Source organism: Aeromonas sp. 61P, assembly GCF_051919545.1.
GTDB classification, from domain to species: Bacteria; Pseudomonadota; Gammaproteobacteria; order Enterobacterales; family Aeromonadaceae; genus Aeromonas; species Aeromonas veronii.
In genome coordinates this window covers 1,871,368-1,896,089 of the sequence record NZ_JBQBEL010000001.1, presented here as the reverse complement: position 1 = coordinate 1,896,089, position 24,722 = coordinate 1,871,368, and the positions used below count along the sequence as shown (strand labels likewise).

Sequence of the window (24,722 nt, the reverse complement as noted above, 5' to 3'; positions counted from 1 at the left end):
TGGCAAGGGATGTGACAGCGCTGCGACAAAACCTGAACAGAATCCCCGCCAGACTTAGGCCATCGCGGCAAATGCCCTGACGATGGCATCCATGACCGCCCTGACCCGCGCGGCATGCTGCACATCCTGATGGGTCACCAACCACACATCGTAGGATTGCTGTAACTGCCGCTCGGGCCAGACCCGCACCAGCCCGGCTTGCTCTGCGAGCGGAACCGCTACCTCGCCAAGCCCCAGCCCCATCAACAGGGCCTGACGCAGCATCAGGCTGGTATTGACTCCCGCAGCGACCGTGGCCCCCTCGGCCGCCTCTTCGAGCATCATTGGCGAGCGAGCGCTCTGCCAGTGGGGCTCATACACCACCAGCGAATGGCCCGCAAAACCGGTGCCCGCTTCGGGAATGCCATAGCGAGCCAGATAGTCAGCGGAGGCATACAACCCGACCGGCCAGGAGGCCAGCTTGCGAATAATCAGGTCGGGATTGTCCGGCTTCACCGTCCGGATCGCGATATCCGCTTCCCGCAGCGACAGATTGACCACCTGGGTCGAGGTATTGAGGATGACCCTGATATCGGGATAACGCTGATGCAGCTCGGTCAGAGCTGGTATCAGGAAATCCATCCCCAGGGTGTCTGTGGTCGCCACGCTGACCTCCCCAACCAGGCGGTTGTCGACCCCTTGCGCCGCTCGCACAAAATCAATGGCCGCCAGCTCCATCTGCTGAGCGCTGGCCAGCACTATCTCTCCGACATGAGTCAGCACATATCCTTTGGATGTGCGGAGAAACAACGTGGCCGCCAGACGATGCTCCAGTGCGGCAATCCGCCTGCCAATGGTGGCCTGATCGACCCCGACCACACGGGCGGCGCCCCTCAGGCTCCCCTCCCGATGCAACGCCAGAAAAATTTTCGCATCATCCCAGTTCATCACGACTCCCGATTGAAATGCATTTTTGCATTACAGGTGAGGGATAATACTGCGTTTATTCATCAGTAATCTCCACTATCTTGGTGCTCATCCCACTCGGGGAACCTCATATCACCTCGTTACAAGGAGCCGCTGATGCATAACGCCTATTCCATTCCCGCCACCATGAGCGCGGTAGAGATTACCCAGCCAGGTGGCCCCGATGTCTTGCAACTGACCACCCGCGCCACACCTGCGCCCAAGCCCGATGAGGTTTTGATCCGGCACTATGCGACCGGCATCAATGGGCCGGATGTGATGCAGCGCAAAGGGCTCTACCCGCCTCCGGCAGGATCATCGGATATTCCCGGGCTGGAGGTCGCCGGGGTCGTGGTCGCCAAGGGGGAGCAGGTGGAGCATCTCAAGGTTGGCGACAAAGTCGCAGCGCTGATTTCGGGTGGCGGCTATGCCGAGTACAGCGTCGCCCACCAGAGCAATGTCCTGCCCCTGCCGCCCGGATTGAGCTTTGTCGAAGCCGCGGCGCTGCCGGAAACCTTTATGACGGTCTGGTCAAATATGTTTGAACGGGGCCAGTTTAAAAAAGGGGACATTATCTTGATCCATGGCGGCGCCTCCGGTATCGGCACGACCGCCACCATGCTGGCCAAGGCATTTGGCGCCGCCAAAATCATCACCACGGTCGGCTCACCCGAGCAGCAGGCCGCCAGCATCAAGCTGGGCGCGGATGTGGCCGTGCTCTACAAGGAGGAGGATTTTGTCGAGGCAGTGCATGCAGCCACCGATGGGCATGGCGCCGACATCATTCTCGATATCATTGGCGGGGAGTATGTCGCGCGCAACTATGCGGCGGCCGCCATCAATGGCCGCATAGTCCAGATCGGCATTATTGCGGGCGCCGCCCCCAATCTGGATCTGTTTCCCATGCTGCAAAAGCGGCTGACCCATATCGGATCCACCCTGCGCTCGCGGACTCCGCAAGAAAAAGCCGAACTGATTGCCCAGTTGCAAACTCATGTCTGGCCATTTATCGAACGCGGCGAGGTCAAACCGCAGGTTTACCAGATCTTCCCGCTGCATGAGGCCGCCGCAGCCCACCATTTGCTGGATTCAGGCCATCATATCGGCAAGCTGGTGTTAACCATGGCGCCCTTGTCGTCAAATTGATAAAGCCCACAGTGAAGCAGGCCGAGGTGGGATGTGGCGATGTCCAGTGCTGAAAGCACCCCGCCGCAGGCGTAAGGGGTGCGATAAATAAAAAGAGACCGGCTGATAGCCGGTCTCTTTTTTGGTAACAGGGTGGGATATTATTTTTATGGCATCGTCTTAAAAACGCGAACGTCCGATTACGCTTCGCTAATCGAACCTACGAGCTGGCCATTTATCGAACGCGGCGAGGTCAAACCGCAGGTTTACCAGACCTTCCCGCTGCATGAGGCCGCCGCCGCCCACCATTTGCTGGATTCAGGCCGTCATATCGGCAAGCTGGTATTAACCATGGCGCCGTTGTCGTCAGATTGATAAAGCCCATAGTGGAGCAGGCCGAGGTGGATGCGATGATATCCAATGCGGACAGTACCCCGCCGCAGGCGTAAGGTTTGTTGAAATAAGAAAGAGACCGGCCATATACCGGTCTCTTTTTTGGTAACAGGAAGGGATATTATTTTTATGGCATCGTCTTAAAGAACGCGAACGTCCGATTACGCTTCGCTAATCGAACCTACAGACTTTCTTGACTTATTTGACCACGACTTAATCTTTCTACGTTCTTTTTCAACCAATCTTGAACGCCACATTAAATCTGACAGTAATATTGCTATAGAAAAATTAAAGCGCATTCTTGGTGTTGAATTTGATTCCAGCTCATCTGGGCCACACCAAGGTAACTGGCTCACAAGATTTAGTACCTTACCAGAACAAAAATCAACCCCCCTCCAACTATGACCGAACTCATTTCTAATCTTACGGATTATAGTTATCTCATGATACTCACTTTCTTCAATAAGACCGAGCGCATGAGCAGCAGTTACCTTAGCGGCAAACGTTCCAAGTGGTGCATTGAAACCACTCACAAGTTCACTACCTGATTTGTTTTTAACAAAAAATGACTCAAGAATATTTTTTAGCCAGTCATCTAACACTGCGGCTGCATTAAGCACAGCCCCTCGGTCACTCTCTTTATTGAACTCCAACAGAAATTCAGATAGTTCAATGATTTCTGTTTCTGCCTGCATAAAACGCCCCTGGTATTAACTCTTGAATCAGATAAACATTTTTAACATTAATAGCTAAATAAAACGCCCCCCATCTTGCAATGGGAGGCGTTTCTTATTCAAGTTATTGGGCCTGTCAGGCCCAATATTCAGCTATTACAGGGACTCAGCGGTCGCAACCACGTTTTCCACGGTAAAGCCGAATTCCTTGAACAGCAGCTCGGCCGGTGCGGACTCACCGAAGGTGGTCATACCGATGATCTTGCCGCCAAAACCGACGTACTTGTACCAGTAGTCGGCGATGCCAGCTTCGATGGCCACGCGCTTGGTGACGGAGGACGGCAGGACGGACTCTTTGTACTCGGCAGATTGAGCGTCGAACACGTCGGTAGACGGCAGAGAGACCACGCGCACGGCACGGCCCTTGGCAGTCAGCTGCTCATAGGCGGCAACGGCCAGTTCCACTTCGGAACCGGTGGCGATCAGGATCAGCTCCGGAGTACCGGCGCAATCCTTCAGCACGTAGCCACCCTTGGCGGTGTCGGCCAGCTGCTGGGCAGTACGATCCATCTGGGCCAGGTTCTGACGAGAGAAGATCAGAGAGGTCGGGCCGTCGGTACGCTCGATGGCGTGTTTCCAGGCGATGGCGGATTCAACCTGGTCACACGGACGCCAGGTGCTCATGTTCGGAGTCAGACGCAGGGAGGCGATCTGCTCAACCGGCTGGTGAGTCGGGCCATCTTCACCCAGACCGATGGAGTCGTGGGTGTAAACGAAGATGGCGCGCTGCTTCATCAGGGCGGCCATGCGCAGGGCGTTGCGGGCATACTCCATAAACATCAGGAAGGTAGCGCCGTAGGGGATGAAACCACCGTGCAGGGCGATACCGTTCATGATGGCGGACATGCCGAACTCGCGTACACCGTAGTGGATGTAGTTGCCGGAGGCATCGTCGTTGGTCAGGGACTTGGAGCCGGACCACATGGTCAGGTTGGACGGAGCCAGGTCGGCAGAGCCACCCATGAACTCCGGCAGCAGCTTGCCGAAGGCTTCCAGAGAGTTCTGGGACGCTTTACGGGTTGCGATCTTGGCCGGGTTGGCTTGCAGGGTTTCGATGATCTTGGCGGATTCAGCAGCCCAGTTGGCCGGCAGTTCGCCAGCGGTGCGGCGCTTGAATTCGGCAGCCAGCGTCGGGTGAGCGGCTTCATAGGCGGCGAACTTGGCAGCCCAGTCGGCTTCCAGTGCAGCACCCTTCTCCTGAGCGTTCCACTCGGCAGCGATATCGGCCGGGATAACGAACGGCGCGTGGTCCCACTTCAGGAAGGCGCGAGCCGCGGCGATCTCGTCGTTGCCCAGCGGTGAGCCGTGGCAGTCGTGAGAACCGGATTTGTTCGGGGAGCCGTAACCGATGATGGTGCGGCAGCAGATCAGGGTCGGCTTGCCGGTCTCGGCCTTGGCGGCTTCGATGGCGGCATTAATAGCTTCCGGGCTGTGACCGTCAACAGCCGGGATTACGTGCCAGCCGTAGGCTTCGAAACGCTTGACGGTGTCGTCGGTGAACCAACCTTCAACGTGACCGTCGATGGAGATACCGTTGTCATCCCAGAACGCGATCAGTTTGCCCAGTTGCAGGGTACCTGCCAGGGAACACGCTTCGTGGGAGATACCTTCCATCAGGCAGCCGTCGCCCATAAAGGCGTAGGTGTAGTGGTCAACGATGTCGTGGCCCGGCTGGTTGAACTGCTCAGCCATGGCTTTTTCGGCGATCGCCATACCCACGGCGTTGGTGATGCCCTGACCCAGCGGGCCAGTGGTGGTTTCAACGCCCGGTGCATAGCCGTACTCCGGGTGACCCGGGGTGCGAGAGTGCAGTTGGCGGAAGTTTTTCAGATCGTCGATGGAGAGGTCATAACCGGAGAGGTGCAGCAGGGAGTACAGCAGCATGGAGCCGTGGCCGTTGGAGAGAATGAAACGGTCGCGGTCGGCCCACTTGGGGTTGTTCGGGTTATGTCTGAGGTGGCTACGCCACAGCACTTCGGCGATATCCGCCATTCCCATGGGGGCGCCCGGGTGACCGGAGTTGGCTTTTTGAACGGCATCCATACTCAATGCACGAATGGCATTGGCAAGCTCTTTACGAGAAGGCATCTGAATCTCCTGCGATTGCTTCATTTGATGGCCAAGATTAAGGCGCGTTATTGTCCCAGCAGGGCGCGCGGCGTGCAAATATTATCTGGATGAATAAAGTGGCTTTGGGAGGACAATCGCTTTTCTTGCCCTCTATTGACCAAAGCAACCAGAGAAAAACGTTTGATTTCCATCCCTTTCGGGATAGGAGAGCACCGCTTGTGACCCATTGGACACTGCGCGACAAAATAGTGCTGGCAATCGGGGGGGGCGCTAATTAAAATAGACGTCCAGATGTAGATACCTCTACACCATCCCATTCATCCGGTTATTGCCGTGGCGATAACCCAGACAAGCTGAGACTCTTATCATGGCAAAGCTGTTTACTTCCGAGTCGGTCTCCGAAGGCCATCCCGACAAGATTGCGGACCAGATCTCCGATGCGGTACTGGACGCCATCCTCAAGCAAGATACCAAGGCCCGTGTTGCCTGCGAGACCCTGGTCAAGACCGGTATGGTCATGGTGGCCGGCGAAGTAACCACCTCTGCCTGGGTTGATATCGAAGAGATCGTGCGTGATACCGTACGTGAAATCGGCTACACCCACTCCGACATGGGCTTCGATGCTGACTCCTGCGCCGTGCTGAACGCCATCGGCAAGCAGTCCCCGGACATCAACCAGGGCGTTGACCGCAGCGATCCGCTGGAGCAGGGCGCTGGCGACCAGGGCCTGATGTTCGGCTACGCCACCAACGAAACCGACGTGCTGATGCCGGCCCCCATCACCTACTCTCACCTGCTGGTGAAGCGTCAGGCTGAAGTGCGCAAGAACGGCACCCTGCCGTGGCTGCGTCCGGATGCCAAGAGCCAGCTGACCTTCGCCTACGACGACGCAGGCAAGATCATCGGTGTGGATGCAGTTGTTCTGTCTACCCAGCACGCCGAATCCATCAGCCACAAGGATCTGGTTGAGGCGGTACGCGAAGAGATCATCAAGCCGGTGCTGCCGGCCGAGTGGGTCAACAAAGACACCAAATACTTCATCAACCCGACCGGCCGTTTCGTTATCGGCGGCCCGATGGGTGACTGCGGTCTGACCGGTCGCAAGATCATCGTCGACACCTACGGCGGCATGGCTCGTCACGGTGGTGGCGCCTTCTCCGGTAAGGATCCGTCCAAGGTTGACCGCTCCGCAGCTTACGCCGCCCGCTACGTTGCCAAAAACATCGTTGCCGCCGGTCTGGCCGATCGCTGTGAAATCCAGATCTCCTACGCCATCGGCGTGGCCGAGCCGACCTCCATCAGCGTCGAGACCTTCGGCACTGCCAAGGTCGCCGAAGAGCTGCTGGTCAAGCTGGTGCGCGAGCACTTCGAACTGCGCCCGTATGGTCTGATCGAAATGCTGGATCTGAAGCGCCCGATCTACCAGGCTACCGCTGCCTACGGTCACTTCGGTCGCGACGAGTTCCCGTGGGAGCAGACCGACAAGGCCGAACTGCTGCGTTCTGCCGCTGGCCTGTAAGGCTCGCTGTTGTGATAAAAGGGGAGCCTGGCTCCCCTTTTGCTTATCCGCTATCTGACGAGATGTTGATGTCTGCCACCCCTTCCCAGCTTGTCACCCTGCTGCAACAACGCGTAGAAACCTGCTTTGTGCAGGCCGAGGCGCGCCTTGGCCGCACCTTCCCCCGCCCACGGATCTACTGCAATATGCGGGGCCGGGCGGCAGGATCGGCGCGGCTGCAAACCTGGGAGCTGCGCTTCAATCCCGCCCTCTATCAGGCCAACCAGCAGGCGTTTCTGGATGAGGTGGTGCCCCACGAGGTGGCCCATCTGCTGGTTTACGCCCTATGGGGTGACGGGCGTGGCAAAAACCGGGTCTTGCCCCACGGCCGTCAGTGGCAATCGGTGATGCGGGAGGTGTTCGGCCTTGAGCCCAGAACCACCCACAGCTTCGATCTGGCAGTATTGGCCCAGCGCACCGTGCCCTATCGCTGTCACTGCCAGCAGCATCAACTGTCGATACGCCGCCACAACAAGGTGGTGCGCGGCGAGGCCCGCTACCACTGCCGCCGCTGCAAGCAGCCGTTGGAGCGGGAACGGCCGGAGTCAGAGCAGTAAGCCAGCTTGTGTCGCGCCCCTGTGGTAGGGTGCCCGCCATCGTTCGTCAATCACCCCGTTTGCAAGGAATCCCATGCGTTTTATCTCCTCCCTCGCCCTGACCCTGCTGGCCGGTTTACCGCTGCTCAGCGCCCCCCTGCACGCCCAGACCTTTCGCGAAGCCAAGCAGGATCTGGTGAAGCTCTATCGCAGCCAGCCTGCGGTCACCACCTTCTACTGCGGCTGTGACATCGACTATCAGGGCAAGAAGATGAGCCCGGATCTCGCCAGTTGCGGCTATGAGCCGCGCAAGCAGGCCAAACGCGCCGCCCGCATCGAGTGGGAACACGTGGTACCAGCCTGGGAGTTCGGCCACCAGCTGCAGTGCTGGCAGGATGGCGGTCGCAAAAACTGCGAAAAAGCGAGCCCCGAGTTCAACAAGATGGAGGGGGACATGCACAACCTCTTCCCCGCCATTGGCGAGGTGAACGGCGATCGAGCCAACTACCGCTTCTCCGACTGGAACGGCAAGCCGGATCAGTATGGCCAGTGCCAGATGCTGGTGGATTTCAAGGATCGTCGGGTGCAGCCGCCCAAGGGGCCGGTACGGGGCCAGATTGCCCGCGCCTACCTCTACATGAGCCAGCAGTATGGGCTGCGTCTGGCAGCGCAACAGCGTAAACTGTTTGAAGCCTGGGATCGCCAGTACCCGGCAGAGGGCTGGGAGTGCGAGCGCAATCGCCGCATCGGCAAACTGCAGGGCAATACCAATCCCTTTATTGAAAAGCAGTGCCAATAACCCCATTTGACCAGGGAGGGGGATCGCCCCTCCTATCATGAGGCCCTTCCCCACTGCCGCGTGAGCCTTGCTCGCAGCAGGATATGAAGGGTTTCCAAGCAAGAGACTGACAAGCAGCCATGCGCATTCCACGTATCTATGAACCGGCCACCCTGCAAGTTGGCCAGACCATCGCCCTGTCGGAAGACGGCGCCAACCATATCGGCCGGGTACTGCGCATGCAGCCGGGCAAGCAGCTCGAGCTGTTCAACGGCGATGGCAATCAATATCCCGCCACCATCGCCAGCGTCGGCAAGAAGTCGGTGGAAGTGACCATCGACAGCTGCGACGTCCAATCGGTGGAGTCACCGCTGGCCATTCATCTGGGTCAGGTGATCAGCCGTGGCGACAAGATGGACTTCACCATCCAGAAATCGGTTGAGCTGGGCGTCACCTGCATCACCCCGCTCTTCTCCGAGCGCTGCGGCGTCAAGCTGCCGGCAGACCGGCTGGAGAAGAAGCGCGAACAGTGGCAGAAGGTGGTGATCAGCGCCTGCGAACAGTGCGGCCGCAACGTGGTGCCAGAGGTGCGCATGCCGATGGAGCTGGACGCCTGGCTGGCGGAAGAGACTAAAGAGCTCAAGCTCAACCTGCACCCGCGCGCCGAGTACAGCATCAACACCCTGCCCGTTCCCGAGCACGGTGTGCGCCTGCTGATTGGCCCGGAAGGGGGCTTGTCGAGCGACGAGATCGCCCGTACCGTGCAGGAAGATTTCAAAGAGATGCTGCTGGGGCCGCGGGTGCTGCGCACCGAAACTGCCGCCCTGACCGCGATTACTGCGCTGCAGTGCCGCTTTGGCGATCTCGCTTGATAAAATAGGCTGCATCGACGCAGCCTCAAGCGGACGATTACGCTGCGCTAATCGCCCCTACAACCCTATCGAGCCATTAAAAAGGAACAGCGGATGACCATTAAACTCGGCATCGTGATGGACCCCATCTCGGCCATCAACATCAAGAAAGATTCCAGCTTTGCCATGCTCGAAGAGGCGCAAAAGCGCGGCTATGAACTCTTCTATCTGGAGATGAAGGATCTCTACATGGAAGCCGGTCGCGCCTTTGGCACCATGCGCCCGCTAACCGTCAAATATGACTATGCCGACTGGTACACCCTGGGCGAGGTGGTCGATCTGCCCCTCTCCAACCTCGATGTGATCCTGATGCGCAAGGATCCGCCGTTCGACACCGAATTTATCTACGCCACCTACATGCTGGAGCGGGCCGAGGATGAGGGTTGCCTCATCGTCAACAAGCCGCAGAGCCTGCGTGACGCCAACGAGAAGCTCTACACCGCCTGGTTTGCCGAGCACACCCCGACCACGCTGGTCACCCGCCGCGCCGACAAACTACGCGCCTTCCACGCGAAGCACAAAGACGTGATCTTGAAGCCCTTGGACGGCATGGGCGGCGCCTCCATCTTCCGCATGAAGGAAGATGACGCCAACGTCGGCGTGATTATCGAGACCCTGACCGCCCACGGCAGCCAGTACTGCATGGCGCAGACCTATCTGCCCGCTATCAAGGATGGCGACAAGCGGGTACTGGTAGTGGACGGCGAACCGGTACCCTACTGCCTGGCACGCATTCCGGCGCAAGGTGAGACCCGTGGCAACCTGGCGGCCGGTGGCCGTGGCGAGGCCCGCCCCCTGAGCGAAGCCGACTGGGCTATCGCCCGCGCGGTGGGCCCGACGTTGAAAGAGAAGGGCCTCATCTTCGTCGGTCTCGACATCATCGGCGATCGGCTGACCGAGATTAACGTCACCAGCCCGACCTGCATTCGCGAGATTGAAGCCGCCTTCGATGTGCACATCACCGGCATGCTGATGGATGCCATCGAGCGTCGGCTGGGCAAATAATCACCAGGAAGGCTAACCGGCCTGTTGAGGGGTAACCGCCCCCGACAAGCCCGGAAAAAGAGAGGGTGGCCCGGCGCCACCCTCTCTGTTTCAAGACAATCCGGAAAGGGGCGGGATCTCGCCCAGCCCAAAAAGCGGTTTTTCCCATGGGGATCAACTGCCATAATTGACCTCAAATACCTTTGCACTATTTGGCCTCTATGCAAACACTGCAAAATCACTTCCTGCTTGCCATGCCAAGCCTGACGGATCCCTACTTCGAGCGCTCGCTGGTCTATCTGTGCGAGCACAACGAAGAGGGCGCCATGGGACTGGTCGTCAACATTCCGGTGGAGATGTCGCTGGAAACCATGCTGACCCAGCTCCAGCTCAATCCGCCCAACAACCCGGAACTCAAGCAGCCGGTGCTGCAAGGGGGGCCGGTTCACGCCGATCGCGGCTTCGTGCTGCACAGCTTCCGACCCGGTTTCAACTCCACCCTGCAGGTGGGGGATGAGATGATGGTGACCACCTCCAAGGATATTCTGGAAACTCTGGGTACGAGCGAGGCTCCTGCCCATTGGCTGGTGGCCCTTGGCTATGCCGGCTGGAGCGCCGGGCAGCTGGAGCAGGAGCTGGTGGATGGCGCCTGGCTGGTGATCCCCCCCAATCCGGCTCTGGTGTTCAAGACCCCCATTCACAAACGTTGGCAGCAAGCTGCCGCCAGCATAGGGGTGAACCCGGTTCACCTCTCCAGCGATATCGGCCACAGCTGATCGGCTGGCCCGCTCCGCTCTCTATTTCGAGGATTTATCAGTTATGTCATCACGCAGCATCATGGGCTTTGACTATGGCACCAAGAGCATTGGCGTCGCCATCGGTCAGGAGCTGACTGGCACAGCCCAGCCTCTGCGCGCCCTCAAGGCCAACGACGGCATCCCCAACTGGGACGAGATTGAGAAGCTGCTCAAGGAGTGGCAACCGGACCTGCTGGTGGTCGGTCTGCCGCTGAACATGGATGGCACCGATCAGGAGATCACGGTACGGGCCCGCAAATTCGGCAACCGGCTGCATGGCCGTTTCGGCAAGCCGGTGGAGTTCAAGGATGAACGACTCACCACCACCGATGCCCGCGCCCGGCTGTTTGAGCGAGGCGGCTATCGCGCACTGGAAAAAGGCAGTGTGGACGGGGTATCGGCGCAGCTGATCGTCGAAGCCTGGATGGAAGAGCAGTACAACTAAGCCATCAACAGCAAGGCAAGGGTCGCCGCCCTTGCCTAGTCTCGCACAATCCCCTCATTACGCCTGTGATTGTCCCGCTACCAGCCCTTCGGCCTCTGTCGGGTTCGCATTCATCATCCGGTTGAGCCAGGGCACCATCAGCCCCATCACCACCGCAATCAGCAGGGTCGCCATCCCGATCTTGCCAAATACGCCGGTGTAAATGGGCAAAGTTTGCAGCGGATCCGTCATCCCTTGCGGCACGGCGGTAAAGGTCGCCACATAGCCCCCCAGCAGGGACGCCATCGCCTGAGTCAGGAACCACATTCCGAGAATGAAGCCCATCAGGCGTTGCGGCACCAGCGCGGCGACCATCGCCAGCCCCAGCGCACTGATCATCAGCTCGCCCAGACTCTGGAACAGGTAGATAAGCACCATAAACCAGGGGGAGGTCAGCCCCTGCTCATCGGCAAACCACCAGCCGGATGCTGCCGCCGTCAAAAACCCCAGCGAGCAGAAGAACATCCCGAGGGTGAACTTGAGCGGCATAGTGAGATCCCGCCCCTTACTGCCCATCCGGGTATAGATCATCGCGAGTACCGGGCTGCCCACCACCACCCAGAAGGGGTTGAGCGCCTGGAAGCTGATGGGGTTGACGCTCATGCCCAGCATTTCGTGGTGCATGTTGTTGATGGCAAAGAAGTTCAGAGACGTCGGCATCTGGGCATACAGCACATAGAAGAGCACCGCCTCCAGCATCAGCACGAAGGCCACATACATCTTGTTGCGGCCCACGGTGTCGAGCCTGAACGCCTCGCGAAAGAAGAAGATCACCACGGCGATGGTTACCGTCATCAGCACCATGTTGGCGATCACCACGTGGTGCATCAGCCAGGCGCAGAAGAAGACCATGGCTACCGAACCCAATATAACCAGCAGCAACTTGCTGTAATTAAGTGGCAGGTGATCCGGCTCGGAGCCAATATCCTTGACCATATTGCGGCAGGCAAAGAAGGTGAGCAGCGCAATAATCAGCCCCACCCCGCACAGGTTATAGGTCACGGTATAGCCGTAGTGATCGGCAATCACCGGCGCGAGCGAGAGGGAAATAAGGGAGCCGATATTGATCGACATATAGAACAGGGTAAACGCCCCATCCAGCCGCGGATCTTTTGGCTGGTAGCATTTTGACAGCAGGCTGGCCGGATTGGCCTTGAACAGACAGTTACCGACCGCGATGGTGCCTAGCGCATAGAAAATCAGGTCGGGATTGTAGATAGAGAGGCCGGTCATAAAGTAGCCTATCACCAGCACCACGGCCCCCAGCACCATGGTGCGCTTGGTGCCAAGCACATGGTCGCCGACATAGCCACCGACCGAGATCAGACCATATACCAGCGCCGAGAAGGCACCGAAGGTAATAAAGGATTGCTCTTGGGAAAACCCCAGTTGCTGCACAAAGAAAACCGCCAGGATCCCCTGCACGCCGTAATAACCGAAGCGCTCCCAGAGTTCGACGAAAAATATCATAAAGAAGGGTTTTGGTTGTTGTAACAACCCGGTGGGTGCTGTTGCTGGACGCATATCAACCTGCCTTTGCTGAGATTTATTTTTATTAATCTGGTGGTGGCTGCCGCACTATTTTTTGCCCGCCATTGCCATAACGGGGAGCACAGTCAGCCTGCCAATCTGGCTATTTTGGGTGCACGCGCCCCGTTCGATGAAAGGTGTTTTTCATCTAGCCAGTTTCAATTAGGGGTTATCGGGGGATGGTGAGTGGCGTCTCCCAGTACAGTTACCGGCTCCGGGTTCTACCTTTGCTGCATCCCTTCACTCAAGCCGGTTTATCAACCTTGATGCTTATTCCCCTCTGCTCCGTCACTCATGGCTGGTGGCCAGATAGCCGGGGCATGATATGGCCACAGACGACCTGTGGGGCTGGCTCACTCCGCGCTCTACTGGCTATCACACTACACAGGCGCTATCTAACCCCGCCATTCCAAGGGGTGTCATGCTATATCACTGCAAATACAGGAACTTAATGGTCGATCACACTTTAAAAGTGACCATCAGTGAAGTTTTCTAATGAAACCACATGAATTTTTTTCGTGAAAAGAGCTTCACTCGAGACGTGCAACCAAGGCCAATATGTGCATAAAGATAGTTGAATGGCACACAGCTTGAACCCGAACTCGGCACTTAAGTCGTGCCAAAGCCCACTCATCAGGGCGATGCGACAACAAAAAGCCGAAGCTGATGGCTCCGGCTGATCGATGGGCACCGTCACGCTCACATTAGCGTGGTGATTCGTCGTTGTAGAGCCGCCGGATCTCGTTGCGCAGCCACATCACCTTGGCATCCTGATTGTGCCGCTTGTGCCACAGCAGGATGAAGGCGATCTCCAGCTGGGCGTAGAGCTTCTCCGGTAACGGCAGCGGCATGGCGATCAGATTGCCATGATGCCGACTGGCATAACCACCGCAGTAGGAAGGGGCCACCGCAATCAGCTCATGGCTCGACTGGGAGGCAATATGCAGCGCCTGCTCGAAGCTGGAGACCATGATGGGCACCTCCCGCTTCAGCCCCTCGTCCTCCAGCAGACTGTCGAGGGCCCAGGTATCGTTCGCTTCCCACACCATGCTGATCTGGGGGCAGGCCAGAAAGTTCTCCAGCGACCACTTCTGCCCGAGCAATGGGTGATCCTTGCGCAGGAACACCACCGGGCGATCGGTGAACAGCACCTCGTGATCGATGTAGTAGGGCAAGCGGTTGACCTTGGCTTGGGAGCGGCCATGGGTCTCGCGGGCGCAGAAGCCGAGATCCGCATCGCCATTGACGATGTCGTTGAGGGAGTGGTGATCCCACCCCAGCATCCTGACCACCGAGTTGGGGTACTTCTGGTAGATGGTCATGGGCAGATCGCTCAGGAAGCTGATGTAGAAGGGGGACTCCATCACCAGGGTGAAGCGGGCACCGTCGGGGATCGCCTCGCTATTGAGCGAGGTGATGCTGTCGGTGAGCTGGAACCAGACCTTCAGCTCCTCCTCCAGGGTCAGGGAGAGGTTGGTGGGCTGCAACCCCTGCCGCACCCGCACAAACAGGGGATCGTCAAACCACTCCCGCAATTTGGCCAGAGATTTGCTCACCGCCGACGGAGTGACACAGAGCTTTTTGGCCGCCCCTGCCACACTGCGCTCCTGCATCAGGTACTTGAAGACCACCAGCAGGTTCAAATCGAGTTCACCCAGATTGCGCATATTCCCTCTCATCTTCCATCAGCCCTGCGACCGCGCTTCACGAAGCGCGAGCCATGGTAACAGCCCTTTGACAGCCAGGTAACTGAGCAATGCCAGCAGCAGGGCGCAGATCAGCATCTCGGACGGAGTAAAGCCAAGTTGACCCAGCAGCCAGATATAGAGGCCGGAGAGGCTGATCTGCATGATGCAGAGCACCGCGCTGGCAAAGGCCACGTTATGCTGACAACCATCGAGCGCCTCCCCCATCGCCACCCCGAAGCCACAGGAGAAGCCGACACAGACCAGCGCAAACCCCGGCAGCAGCAGATGGATATCGCCCCCCGTCTGCCAACTGCCGATCAGTGAGCACGCCGCCAGCAGATAGGAGAGATGAGACACCGCCAGCACCTTCTGTTTGCCCAGCCAGCGCAACAGCAACGGCGTCAGGAAGGAGGTGGACATACTCACGCCAGCCATCACCATCATCACGATGGAGTACTGCTCGGTAGTGAAGCCAAACTCCTTCATCAGGATCAGCGGCGAGACGCTGACATAGACCAGAATGGCGGTCACGCTGGCACTGGTCAGCAGGGAGAGCAGCATAAAGCGCGGCGAGCGCAGCAGGGCAAAAGGCAGCGCCGCGCCACTGCCCGGTTGCCGCGCCGGGCGGGTCTCCTTGAGCAGAAGCAAGTTCACCAGACCGCTAACGGCCGCCACCAGCGCCATCGCCACGAAGATCCCGCGCCAATCAAAATGTGACAGGATGAGGTAACCGAGCACCGGCGCCAGCACCGGGATCACGCAGATGACCCCGTTGATCATCGAGAGCGCCATCGCCAGCCGCTCCTGACACAGCACGTCCCGCAGCACGGTAAAGGTCATGATATAGAGCGCACCGGCCCCAACCCCCTGCCAGAAACGACCGAAATAGAACTGACTTATCCCCTCTGCGCTGCCTGCCACCAGCGAGGCGAGGACAAAAATCAGGGCGCCCCCGAGCACCACCCAGCGCCGCCCGAAGCGATCGGCAATCATCCCGCCCAGCAGCACGGTGGCCGCCATGCCGAACAGATAGATGGAGAAGGCGGTGTGGATCTGCGCCTCGCTCGCCTGCAGGGCATCGGCAATCTGGGGCACCGCCACCAGATAGAGATCGATCCCGACCGGATAGAGAATGATCATCAGAAAAGTGCACAACAGGAATACAGGCATGGATGCTCCATAACAGATTGGCGTGCCGATGCCTGCCAGATCACAGCGACAGGCGAACAATGGCGGGGCAAGGTGGTGACAAAGGTAGCAACGCAGCGCGTCGCAATGGGGCAACTATATGGGTGCCCACCGCCCTCACCTAGTGAAGAGATGGCGATCGGTACATTCCAATCAGGAAATATCATATTAAGTTGCGTGCCTAAGCGGCCATATTGAATCGAGCAGACTCACTAATAAACCGCGTCACCTCCCGCTCATAACCATCCCTGCACTGCACTTTTACCACCCGTCTGTTATCCGCCTTCGCCCTTGCGGGCGTATAAGCTGTAGGTGCGACGCAATACAGGAAATGTGTATGAAGGGAATGAAGAGAGAAGAGCAGATTGCCGGGCTGCTGGCGGCACTGGAGCAAGTCATTCTGGGCAAGCCGCTGCAACTGAAAATCGCGCTGGTGACCCTGCTGGCGCGCGGTCATCTGCTGATCGAGGATCTGCCCGGCATGGGCAAAACCACCCTGGCCCACGCGCTGGCGCAGGTGCTGGGGCTGGCATGCAGGCGGATGCAGTTCACCGCAGATCTGCTCCCCGCCGACCTGCTGGGGTTGCAGATCTTTGACCCCCAGCAGCAAACATTTCACTTTCACCCCGGCCCCATCTTCACCCAGGTGTTGCTGGCGGACGAGATCAATCGCGCCAGCCCCAAAGTACAGAGCGCCCTGCTGGAGGCGATGGCCGAGGGCAAGGTGAGCATTGAGGGGAATACGCATCCCCTCCCCGATCCGTTTTTCGTCATCGCCACCCAGAATCCGGCGGATCAGGCGGGCACCTATCCACTGCCGGAGTCCCAACTCGACCGCTTCGCCGTGCGACTCTCGCTGGGTTTTCCGCCGCGAGAGGCGGAGCGCCAGCTACTGCGGGGCAACCAACCGACTGACCCGTTGCCCGCCATGCTAAATGACGCCGAGCTGGCTGCCCTGCAAGCGGAAGGTGATGCTATCCATGTTTCCGATGCCACCCTCGACTACCTGCTGGCGCTGGTGCACCAGAGCCGCTTTGATGGGGATCTGCCACAGCCCCTCTCCCCCCGTGCAGCCCAGACCTTGCTGGCGGTGAGCCGGGCCTGGGCGCTGGTGGCGGGGCGGCACTTTGTCACGGTAGAGGATGTGCAGGCAGTCTTCCCCTATGTGGCCGAGCATCGGCTGCGGGGCAGCTTTGGCGTACAGCACGGCGAAGCCTGCCCCCTGAGCCAGCGATTGCTGGCCAAGGTCGATCCGGACAATCCCTGATGAGAAAATGGCTAAACCGTTGGCAGCAGTGGCGAGCCCGCTGGCAACGACGCTGGCTCGACCGTCGCATTCCCCCGGCCCGCCAGATCACGCTGGCTACCCGCAGCCTCTTTATCCTCCCCACCCGCATGGGGCTGCTCTATCTGCTGGTGCTGCTCGCCATCTATCTGCTCGGCACCAACTACCAGAACAATCTGGTGCTGCTGGTGGCCTACTGCCTCGGCAGCCTGTTTATGGCCGCCATGTGGCTCACCCACCGCAACCTGTTGGGGCTGGAACTGCTGGGTGGGCCGCTGGTGCTGGGGAAGCGGGTAGCCAGCTACCTATCCGTATCTTGGTGCAGAGCCCGCGCCCGGTGCAGGCGCTCCGGTTTAGCCTCAACGAAGGCACCCTCTGGCTGGCACAGGCCGACGCTGTGCCCAGCACAGTTATCCTGCCAGTATCGGGCTCGCGCCGTGGGCCACTGCACCTTGGTCGATTGCGGGTTGAGAGCCGCTACCCTCTCGGCCTGTTTCGCTGCTGGTCTCTGCTGGACTTGCAACTGGAGGGCTGGCTCGCCCCCAAACCGGCGTTCGGGGCGCTAAGAGGGGAACATGCGACCGAAAGCGAAGGGCATCAGGGCCAGCCCGCGCCAGCTCCCCTCGGTGACTTTGATACCCTGCGGACACATCAGGCCGGTGAGCCACTGAGCCGAGTCGCCTGGAAGCAACTTGCCCAAGGGCGCGGCCTGCTGACCAAACAGTTCCATGAACCTCAGCAGGATGACACTCACCTCACATTGCCGCGGGTCGCAGGCGGGGATCTGGAGCAGCGGCTGGCGGTGCTGGCCTGGTGGTGCGCCGATTACGGCAAGCGGGGCATCCCCTTCACCCTGACGCTGGCAAACCAGACGCTGGGGCCCGATAGTGGCGCCACCTTTGTGCAGCGCTGCCTGCTGGCACTAGCCCAGTTCGATGCCACACCACCGAAGAGCACGCCCGATGCTGCTCGATAACCGCCGCCTGCTGCCACTCATCGCCCTGCAACAGCTGCTGCTGGTCGCTGCGCTCTGGCCCCAGTTGCAACTCTGGGTAGTGACAGTGGGCGCCATCACCCTCGGCGTCCGGGCCATGATGCTGTGGCGCGGCTGGCAGCCCCTGCCTGCCCGCGGGTTGGCGCTGCTGGCCATCACTACTGTGCTGTTGCTGGGACTACAGTGGCGTGGCTTGGGCACCCTGCCCGCCCTGATCAATCTGCTCTGGCTCGGTTATAGCCTCAAGATGATCGAGGTACGGCGCGAGCAGGATATCGAGCTGGTGCTGCTGCTCACCTTCTTTCTTATCGCGCTGGCGCTGGTGCAGCGACAGAGCATCGGCTGGACGGCCGGAATGACAGTAGCACTCTGGCTGGCAGTAACCGCGCTGGTGACCGCCGTCGCCCCCGAACAGAAACGGCCTTGGCGCAGTGCGGGTGGTACCCTGCTGCAGGCGCTTCCACTGCTTATCACCCTGTTTTTGCTGCTGCCAAGGCTCCCGCCCCTCTGGCAGATGCCCACCACCAGCCGTGCCCTGTCGGGCCTCTCGGAAGAGCTGGCACCCGGCGATATCAGCGAACTGGTCAACTCCTCGGAACTGGCCTTTCGGGTCACCTTTGCCGATGGCCCGCCCCCGGCCCGCGAGCGCTACTTTCCGGTAATGCGCCAAGAGGTTTTCGATGGCCAACGCTGGTTGCTGAGCCCCGAGGTAAAAACGTGGCAACGGACAGTGCCGGTGCAAACCGGGCTCACCCTTCTGGCATCATCTTCACGGGCAAGCAATCAGCTGGCAGATAGTCCGTTACCCGCCGGGAGCTACGAGGTGATCGCCGAGCCCCAGCGCCACCGCTGGGCCTTTGCCATGAGTGAACCGACTATTCTGACTGGACCAGTGCTGATCACCCCCATCGACACCCTCTATCGTCAGGGGAGCGGTGAGGTGGCGATCCGCTATCGCATTGGCCGCGGCGAAGCGCAGCCAGAGGACGATAGCCAAGCCGCCCAGCGCAACCAGCAACTGCCAGCCGGAGGCAACCCAAGAGCGCGAGCCTATGGCAAAGAGCTTGCGGCACGCTATCCGGATCGCAGCGCGCTGGTCGCCGCCCTGCTCGCGCAGTTTCGCAGCCAATCCTATTACTACACTCTGACCCCGCCACGGCTTGGCAGTGACGGGGTGGATGAGTTCCTGTTCGATACCAAGCGCGGCTTTTGCGGCCACTACGCCATGGCGACCGCTTTCGTACTGCGCGCTTCCGGTATTCCGGCACGGCTGGTCACCGGTTATCTCGGCGGTGAGTGGAATCCAAGGGGCAACTATCTGGCGGTACACCAGTTCGATGCTCACGCCTGGGTAGAGTATCTCGATGAAGAGGGATCATGGCGGCGAATCGACCCCACTGCGGCAGTGGCACCGGAGCGTATTGAAGGCGGCGTGAGGGAAGCGCTGAGCGACGAGTTTACCGCTGCCGACCCGCTTGCTTTGCAGCGTTATCGCAACTGGGCCCTGCTCAATAAACTACGCTGGTGGGGCAACAATATCGACTACCAGTGGAGTCGCTGGGTGATTGGTTACGATGCGGGTCAGCTCTGGCAACAAATCGGCCTGCGCTGGCCCGCACTGGCGGGACACACTCCCTGGTTGATCCTCGCCAGCCTGATGCTGGTCGCCCTGCTGGTGAGCCTGCCCCTGCTGTTGCCCGCCCGCCTGCCGTCAGAGCGGCGTATCTGGCAGCCCCTGCTCAAACGGGGCAAACGCAGTGGCTACCCACCCCAGCCAGCCGAGAGCATGGGACATGGTGCGAGCGGCTGGCACGGCTGCGTCCCGACCTTGCCCACTCCCTGCTAAAGAGTGCGTGGCTCTATCGACTCTGGCGTTATGCCCCCCTCAGCGAACGGCAACAAGGGCGCTGCTGGCGCCAGTTGCGACGGCGTGTCAGACAGCTCGTCCAGCACTGGGATCAGCCGCCGAAGAGCGGCTCATAAAAGAAGGGGGAGCCACCGGCTCCCCCTTCAGGTTTTAATCAAGAGGTTTGATTTACCGCTTGTTACTTTTTGGTCGGATTGTCCCAGATCCCCTCTTCCAGCTGGGAGCGGATCTCGGGGTATTTGTTGGCATCGAAGGTGGGCACCTTGCCCAGCCGGAGCTGGTCGTTGTAATCCTTCGCCAGCTTGATGGCAACGCTGGAGAGCAGCAGGATCGCCACCAGGTTGACTATGGCCATCAGTCCCATGGAGACATCTGCCATCGCCCACACAATCGGCAACTCACCCACGGCACCGAACATCACCATCCCCAGCACGAACACCCGGAACAGCATCAGGCCACCCTTGTGGTTGTGCTCGAGGAACACCAGATTGGTCTCGGCATAGGAGTAGTTCGCCACGATAGAGGTGAAGGCGAAGAAGAAGATGGCCGCCGCAATGAAGATGTTGCCACCGCTGCCAATCTGGGAGGAGAGCGCCCGCTGGGTCAGCTCGACACCGGTCACGCCGGAGCCCGGCTCAAACTGACCGGACATCAGGATGATGGCGGCGGTACAGCTGCAGATGACGATGGTGTCCATAAAGACCCCCAGCATCTGCACATAACCCTGAGAGGCCGGGTGCGGCGGATAGGGAGTGGCAGTCGCCGCAGCGTTGGGCGCAGAGCCCATCCCCGCTTCGTTGGAGAAGAGACCGCGCTTGATACCGTTGATCATCGCCTGGGAGATGGCATAACCGAGCGCACCCGAGCCTGCCTGCTCAATCCCGAAGGCGGACTTGATGATCAGCATGAAGACATGGGGCAACTCGGTGATGTTCATCGCCACGATCACCAGCGCCAGCAGGATGTAGGCCAGCGCCATAAAGGGCACCACCAGCTCGGCAAAACGGGCAATGCCACGAATGCCGCCGAAGATAATCAGGCCGGAGAGCGCCACCAGCGCCAGACCGCTGACCCAGTCAGGAATGCCAAACGCCACCTTCATCGCCAGACTGATGGAGTTGGCCTGCACCGCGTTGAACACCAGACCAAATGCCAGGATCAGGCAGAGCGAAAACACCACCCCCATCCAGCGCATGCCAAGGCCTTTCTCCATGTAGTAGGCCGGGCCACCACGGTAGTTGCCATCCTCATCCTTGACCTTGTAGAGCTGGGCCAGAGTGCTTTCGACGAATGCGGTCGCCATGCCGATAAAGGCAATCAGCCACATCCAGAAGATGGCGCCGGGGCCACCCAGATAGATGGCGACAGCCACACCGGCCAGGTTGCCGGTGCCGACACGGGCGGCAAGGCTGGTACAGAGGGCCTGGAAGGAGGAGATGCCTGCGTTGTCCGATTTACGGCTGTTTTTCAGCACGGAAAACATGTGGCCAAAGTGACGGATCTGGATAAAACCCAGGCGGAAGGTGAAAAAGATACCGACCCCGATGAGCAGGTAGATGAGCACGGCTCCCCACATCAGGTCGTTTAGCATCGCAATCAAGGTGTCCATAATTCTCTCGTTGTTATTCACATCCATGGTCAGTCTGCGCTGACCGTTTTCTGTCTGTCGTTTAATTAGCGTTTCGCTAAAGGGGCGGAATCTAGCACAGCGGGAGAGCCCGGAATAGTGATCCCGGTCACGCGAGACACAAAAAACGAACGGTAAAAGCCCATAAAGCTCCATTTAAATCGCAAACTTTCAACAAACTCAATAATTCAATCAGACAGGCCACCATTAAGCCCCATAAGAGAACCATTTTGATATATCCCTGATGAGCTATCCGAAAACGCAAACGCTTGCATGAAATGGCTTTCAAACGGAAACATTTCGCCAAACGTTTTCGCTGTAATTAAATTTCAAGTACGTAGTGAGATAATTTATGTGATCGACGACACAAATATGGATATTGGCTAAAAAAGTTCAGCTGAAAGCAAACCGGAGCGAGGTCAGGATGAAATGTAAAAAACCTTACTAATCATATAGTTTCACGCCATAAAGCGGGATAACTCAACAGCCTGAATGTTTAACAACCAAGCGCCCCTATTGCAGGATGCAGCACATCAGTATTAATTAGGCAGGCAATGACGATGGGCCGCCCCCATCGCGCTTTTCTGAGCCTGAGGCACCAAGATCCTGTAATTTTATTTCAGAACCACCGTCTCAAGCCCGCAACCCAGGGATTACTCCCTCATTAAGAGATGATATTCGCTATGGCCGATAAATTAACCCAGCTGAAAGCCCTGACCACTGTTGTTGCCGACACCGGTGATATCGAAGCCATCAAACGCTATCAGCCCATCGATGCCACCACCAACCCCTCTCTGGTTCTGAAGGCTTCCGAGATCCCCGAGTACGCTCCGCTGATCGAAGACGCCATCAAGTGGGCCAAAGCCCAGAGCCAGGACAAGGCACAGCAAATCATCGACGCGGGCGACAAGCTGGCCGTCAACATCGGTCTGGAAGTGCTGAAGATCGTTCCGGGCCGTATCTCTACCGAAGTGGACGCCCGTCTCTCCTTCGATACCGAAGCCAGCATCGCCAAGGCCCGCAAGCTGATCCGTCTTTACAACGAAGCGGGTATCAGCAACGACCGCATTCTGATCAAGCTGGCCTCCACCTGGGAAGGGATCCGTGCCGCCGAGGTTCTGGAGAAAGAGGGTATCCAGTGCAACCTGACCCTGCTGTTCTCCTTCGCCCAGGCCCGTGCCTGTGCCGAAGCCGGTGCCTTCCTGATCTCCCCGTTCGTGGGTCGTATCCTCGACTGGTACAAGGCCAAAAATGGCCGTGATTACACCGCCAGCGAAGATCCGGGCGTGGTCTCCGTCACCTCCATCTACAACTACTACAAGCAGCACGACTACCCGACCGTGGTGATGGGCGCCAGCTTCCGCAACACCGGCGAGATCCTGGAACTGGCCGGTTGCGACCGCCTGACCATTGGCCCGGCCCTGCTGGAAGAGCTGAGCAAGACCGAAGGCGCCGTGGTACGCAAACTGGACTACACCGGTGAGCGCAAGGCCAAACCGACTCCGATGACCGAAACCGAATTCCGCTGGGAACTGAACCAGGATGCCATGGCTCACGAGAAGCTGGGCGAAGGCATCCGCATGTTCGCCATCGACCAGGGCAAGCTGGAAACCATGCTGGCAAGCCGTCTGTAATCAGTTCTTTTTTCTGATAAAAACCGGGCCCCTACCAAGGGGCCCGGTTTTTTTCATGGGCTTTTTTAGCGCTGTCATAGAGTCGTCACGAAAACGTTTTAATTTCAGATTCGTTATGTTATACGGGTGGTGAAAACGATAAAAACCAAGGAGGGAGCCATGGAAATGTTCAACTTCGATTATGACGAGGTGGTTGAACTCGGTTCGCGTAGCCGCGGGACAACGGGAAAAAAACGTAAATGGCGTGAAATCGAGGCGTTGAAAGACAAACATCGCCTGCAGAAGGAGCTGCAATCCATCGATATCGCCTATGAAGGTCTTACAGACGAGATTGAACTGTAATACTGCCAGACACCTGTAAAAGCGCTCCGCACAGTCGGGGCGCTTTTTTCTGCCGCAATCGGATGATCACGTGGCTTGTCATGCCATCGCCAGCGATGCCAAAGGATGCTGTAGGCTACTGACAGCCATCACCAACGGCATGGCATAAAGACCATGCACCTCACCCGCGAAGACTGAACTGCGCCGTTTCAGGGCGCGTTGGGGCAATCACCGCAAGACATGTCATCAGCAATAAAAAGCCCCCGTCGCTGACGGGGGCCTGAATACTCGGGGCTGTCGGCTGCGCTTAGCAGTAGCCGTAGCCCAGCAGACGCTGGTAACGCTGCTCCAGCAGCTGCTCGGTATCGAGCGGACGCAGTGCGTCCAGATCCTGCTTGATGCGGGCCTTGAGGTTTTTGGCCATCTTCTCCACATCGCGGTGGGCACCACCGAGGGGCTCGTCGATCACGTGGTCGATCAGCTTGAGCTCTTTCAGACGCTGGGCAGTGATACCCATCGCTTCGGCAGCCACAGAAGCCTTGTCTGCGCTCTTCCACAGGATGGAGGCACACCCTTCCGGCGAGATGACGGAGTAGGTGGAGTACTGCAGCATGTTGACGCGGTCACCCACACCGATTGCCAACGCGCCACCGGAGCCACCCTCACCGATCACGGTGCAGACCACCGGCACGGTCAGACCGGCCATCACTTTCAGGTTGCGGGCAATCGCTTCGGACTGACCACGCTCTTCGGCACCGACGCCGGGGTAAGCGCCCGGGGTGTCGATAAAGGTGATGATCGGCATCTTGAAGCGCTCGGCCATCTCCATCAGACGCAGCGCCTTGCGGTACCCTTCCGGACGCGGCATGCCGAAGTTGCGCTTGATCTTCTCTTTGGTCTCGCGACCCTTCTGGTGACCAATCACCATCACCGGCTCACCGTCGAGACGGGCGATGCCACCGACGATAGCCTTGTCATCGGCATAGGCGCGATCGCCAGCCAACTCGTCGAAATCGGTGAAGATATGCTCGATATAGTCAAAGGTGTAGGGGCGCTGGGGATGACGCGCCATCTGGGATACCTGCCAGGCACCCAGATCACCGAAGATCTTCTTGGTCAGCTCTTCGTTTTTCTTCTCCAGCCGGCGGATCTCGTCTTTCAGATCCACGGCGTGATTGCCTTCACTCACATGTTTGAGTTCATCAATCTGCGCCTGCAACTCGGCAATCGGCTGTTCAAAATCCAGAAAAAGACTCATAGGGCCTTAGAACCT

Annotated in this window: 20 protein-coding genes and 2 pseudogenes; 14 read left to right on the top strand and 8 right to left on the bottom strand. The window is 58.8% G+C overall.

The genetic code is table 11. The features are described from left to right. Nucleotides 1-54 precede the first annotated feature (54 nt). The gene (locus ACTG2O_RS09175) at nt 55-927 is read right to left on the bottom strand and encodes a LysR family transcriptional regulator (protein WP_323895560.1); all 873 of its coding nucleotides are present in this window, start codon (nt 925-927) and stop codon (nt 55-57) included. Between the two features lie 135 nt (nt 928-1,062). Here ACTG2O_RS09175 and ACTG2O_RS09170 point away from each other — a divergent pair, with 135 nt between their 5' ends. Next, nucleotides 1,063-2,091, top strand: coding sequence for an NAD(P)H-quinone oxidoreductase (locus tag ACTG2O_RS09170; protein WP_439975631.1), 1,029 nt, complete (start codon nt 1,063-1,065; stop codon nt 2,089-2,091). A 132-nt stretch (nt 2,092-2,223) separates the two neighbouring features. After that, the gene (locus ACTG2O_RS09165) at nt 2,224-2,445 is read left to right on the top strand and encodes a zinc-binding dehydrogenase (protein ID WP_439975630.1); all 222 of its coding nucleotides are present in this window, start codon (nt 2,224-2,226) and stop codon (nt 2,443-2,445) included. Nucleotides 2,446-2,624: 179 nt separating this feature from the next. On the opposite strand, the gene ACTG2O_RS09160 is transcribed toward ACTG2O_RS09165, so the two are convergent. Both ACTG2O_RS09160 and tkt read right to left on the bottom strand, forming a co-directional pair. Beyond that, nucleotides 2,625-3,158 (bottom strand): transcriptional regulator, encoded by a 534-nt coding sequence (locus ACTG2O_RS09160; RefSeq protein WP_181269114.1) that lies wholly within the window; start codon nt 3,156-3,158, stop codon nt 2,625-2,627. 135 nt (nt 3,159-3,293) lie between these two features. Then, the gene (gene tkt / locus ACTG2O_RS09155) at nt 3,294-5,285 is read right to left on the bottom strand and encodes a transketolase (protein ID WP_005338517.1); all 1,992 of its coding nucleotides are present in this window, start codon (nt 5,283-5,285) and stop codon (nt 3,294-3,296) included. A gap of 349 nt (nt 5,286-5,634) precedes the next feature. On the opposite strand from tkt, the gene metK reads away from it, so the two are divergent. The 7 genes from metK (at nt 5,635) to ruvX (ending at nt 11,276) form a co-directional block, all read left to right on the top strand. Beyond that, nucleotides 5,635-6,786, top strand: a complete 1,152-nt coding sequence (metK, locus tag ACTG2O_RS09150) for a methionine adenosyltransferase (RefSeq protein ID WP_005338519.1) — start codon at nt 5,635-5,637, stop codon at nt 6,784-6,786. Between the two features lie 68 nt (nt 6,787-6,854). Then, complete coding sequence (locus ACTG2O_RS09145) at nt 6,855-7,382, top strand: SprT family zinc-dependent metalloprotease (protein ID WP_439975629.1); 528 nt, start codon at nt 6,855-6,857, stop codon at nt 7,380-7,382. Nucleotides 7,383-7,455: 73 nt separating this feature from the next. Beyond that, entirely contained in the window at nt 7,456-8,160 is a 705-nt protein-coding gene (locus tag ACTG2O_RS09140; protein ID WP_021229195.1) for an endonuclease, read from the top strand. Nucleotides 8,161-8,279: 119 nt separating this feature from the next. Continuing rightward, a complete protein-coding gene (gene rsmE / locus ACTG2O_RS09135) occupies nt 8,280-9,011 on the top strand; it encodes a 16S rRNA (uracil(1498)-N(3))-methyltransferase (protein ID WP_439975628.1) in 732 nt (243 codons plus the stop codon). Nucleotides 9,012-9,104: 93 nt separating this feature from the next. After that, the gene (gene gshB / locus ACTG2O_RS09130) at nt 9,105-10,055 is read left to right on the top strand and encodes a glutathione synthase (protein WP_181269117.1); all 951 of its coding nucleotides are present in this window, start codon (nt 9,105-9,107) and stop codon (nt 10,053-10,055) included. 200 nt (nt 10,056-10,255) lie between these two features. Continuing rightward, nucleotides 10,256-10,810 (top strand): YqgE/AlgH family protein, encoded by a 555-nt coding sequence (locus ACTG2O_RS09125; RefSeq protein ID WP_005349793.1) that lies wholly within the window; start codon nt 10,256-10,258, stop codon nt 10,808-10,810. A 43-nt stretch (nt 10,811-10,853) separates the two neighbouring features. Then, entirely contained in the window at nt 10,854-11,276 is a 423-nt protein-coding gene (gene ruvX / locus ACTG2O_RS09120; protein WP_005343821.1) for a Holliday junction resolvase RuvX, read from the top strand. Between the two features lie 57 nt (nt 11,277-11,333). Here ruvX and dtpB read toward each other — a convergent pair whose 3' ends face one another. The 3 genes from dtpB to ACTG2O_RS09105 all read right to left on the bottom strand — a co-directional run bounded on the left by dtpB (nt 11,334) and on the right by ACTG2O_RS09105 (nt 15,703). Then, on the bottom strand, nt 11,334-12,839 hold the full coding sequence (gene dtpB / locus ACTG2O_RS09115) for a dipeptide/tripeptide permease DtpB (RefSeq protein ID WP_236292011.1): 1,506 nt from the start codon (nt 12,837-12,839) through the stop codon (nt 11,334-11,336). 710 nt (nt 12,840-13,549) lie between these two features. Further along, nucleotides 13,550-14,512 carry an HTH-type transcriptional regulator YidZ gene (yidZ, locus tag ACTG2O_RS09110; RefSeq protein ID WP_139493771.1) on the bottom strand — a complete coding sequence of 321 codons (963 nt, stop codon included), beginning with the start codon at nt 14,510-14,512 and terminating at the stop codon, nt 13,550-13,552. An 18-nt stretch (nt 14,513-14,530) separates the two neighbouring features. Beyond that, complete coding sequence (locus ACTG2O_RS09105) at nt 14,531-15,703, bottom strand: MFS transporter (RefSeq protein WP_429189617.1); 1,173 nt, start codon at nt 15,701-15,703, stop codon at nt 14,531-14,533. A gap of 355 nt (nt 15,704-16,058) precedes the next feature. On the opposite strand from ACTG2O_RS09105, the gene ACTG2O_RS09100 reads away from it, so the two are divergent. From ACTG2O_RS09100 to ACTG2O_RS09090, 3 genes and pseudogenes are all read left to right on the top strand, one after another. Continuing rightward, the gene (locus ACTG2O_RS09100) at nt 16,059-16,988 is read left to right on the top strand and encodes an AAA family ATPase (RefSeq protein WP_019445229.1); all 930 of its coding nucleotides are present in this window, start codon (nt 16,059-16,061) and stop codon (nt 16,986-16,988) included. After that, nucleotides 16,988-17,982 (top strand): annotated as a pseudogene (locus ACTG2O_RS09095) (DUF58 domain-containing protein). Before ACTG2O_RS09100 ends, ACTG2O_RS09095 begins: the two are co-directional and overlap by 1 nt. Continuing rightward, a pseudogene (locus ACTG2O_RS09090) lies at nt 17,969-19,983 on the top strand (transglutaminase family protein). Before ACTG2O_RS09095 ends, ACTG2O_RS09090 begins: the two co-directional pseudogenes overlap by 14 nt. Nucleotides 19,984-20,045: 62 nt before the next feature. Here the strand turns inward: ACTG2O_RS09090 and ACTG2O_RS09085 are convergent. Next, nucleotides 20,046-21,476 carry an alanine/glycine:cation symporter family protein gene (locus tag ACTG2O_RS09085; protein WP_013724018.1) on the bottom strand — a complete coding sequence of 477 codons (1,431 nt, stop codon included), beginning with the start codon at nt 21,474-21,476 and terminating at the stop codon, nt 20,046-20,048. Between the two features lie 701 nt (nt 21,477-22,177). Here ACTG2O_RS09085 and tal point away from each other — a divergent pair. Together tal and ACTG2O_RS09075 are read left to right on the top strand one after the other, a co-directional pair. Next, the gene (tal, locus tag ACTG2O_RS09080; protein ID WP_019445226.1) at nt 22,178-23,128 is read left to right on the top strand and encodes a transaldolase; all 951 of its coding nucleotides are present in this window, start codon (nt 22,178-22,180) and stop codon (nt 23,126-23,128) included. 159 nt (nt 23,129-23,287) lie between these two features. Continuing rightward, nucleotides 23,288-23,470, top strand: a complete 183-nt coding sequence (locus ACTG2O_RS09075) for a DUF3545 family protein (protein WP_005338547.1) — start codon at nt 23,288-23,290, stop codon at nt 23,468-23,470. Nucleotides 23,471-23,756: 286 nt separating this feature from the next. Here the strand turns inward: ACTG2O_RS09075 and accA are convergent, their stop codons facing one another. After that, the gene (accA, locus tag ACTG2O_RS09070) at nt 23,757-24,707 is read right to left on the bottom strand and encodes an acetyl-CoA carboxylase carboxyl transferase subunit alpha (RefSeq protein ID WP_005338549.1); all 951 of its coding nucleotides are present in this window, start codon (nt 24,705-24,707) and stop codon (nt 23,757-23,759) included. Nucleotides 24,708-24,722 lie beyond the last annotated feature (15 nt).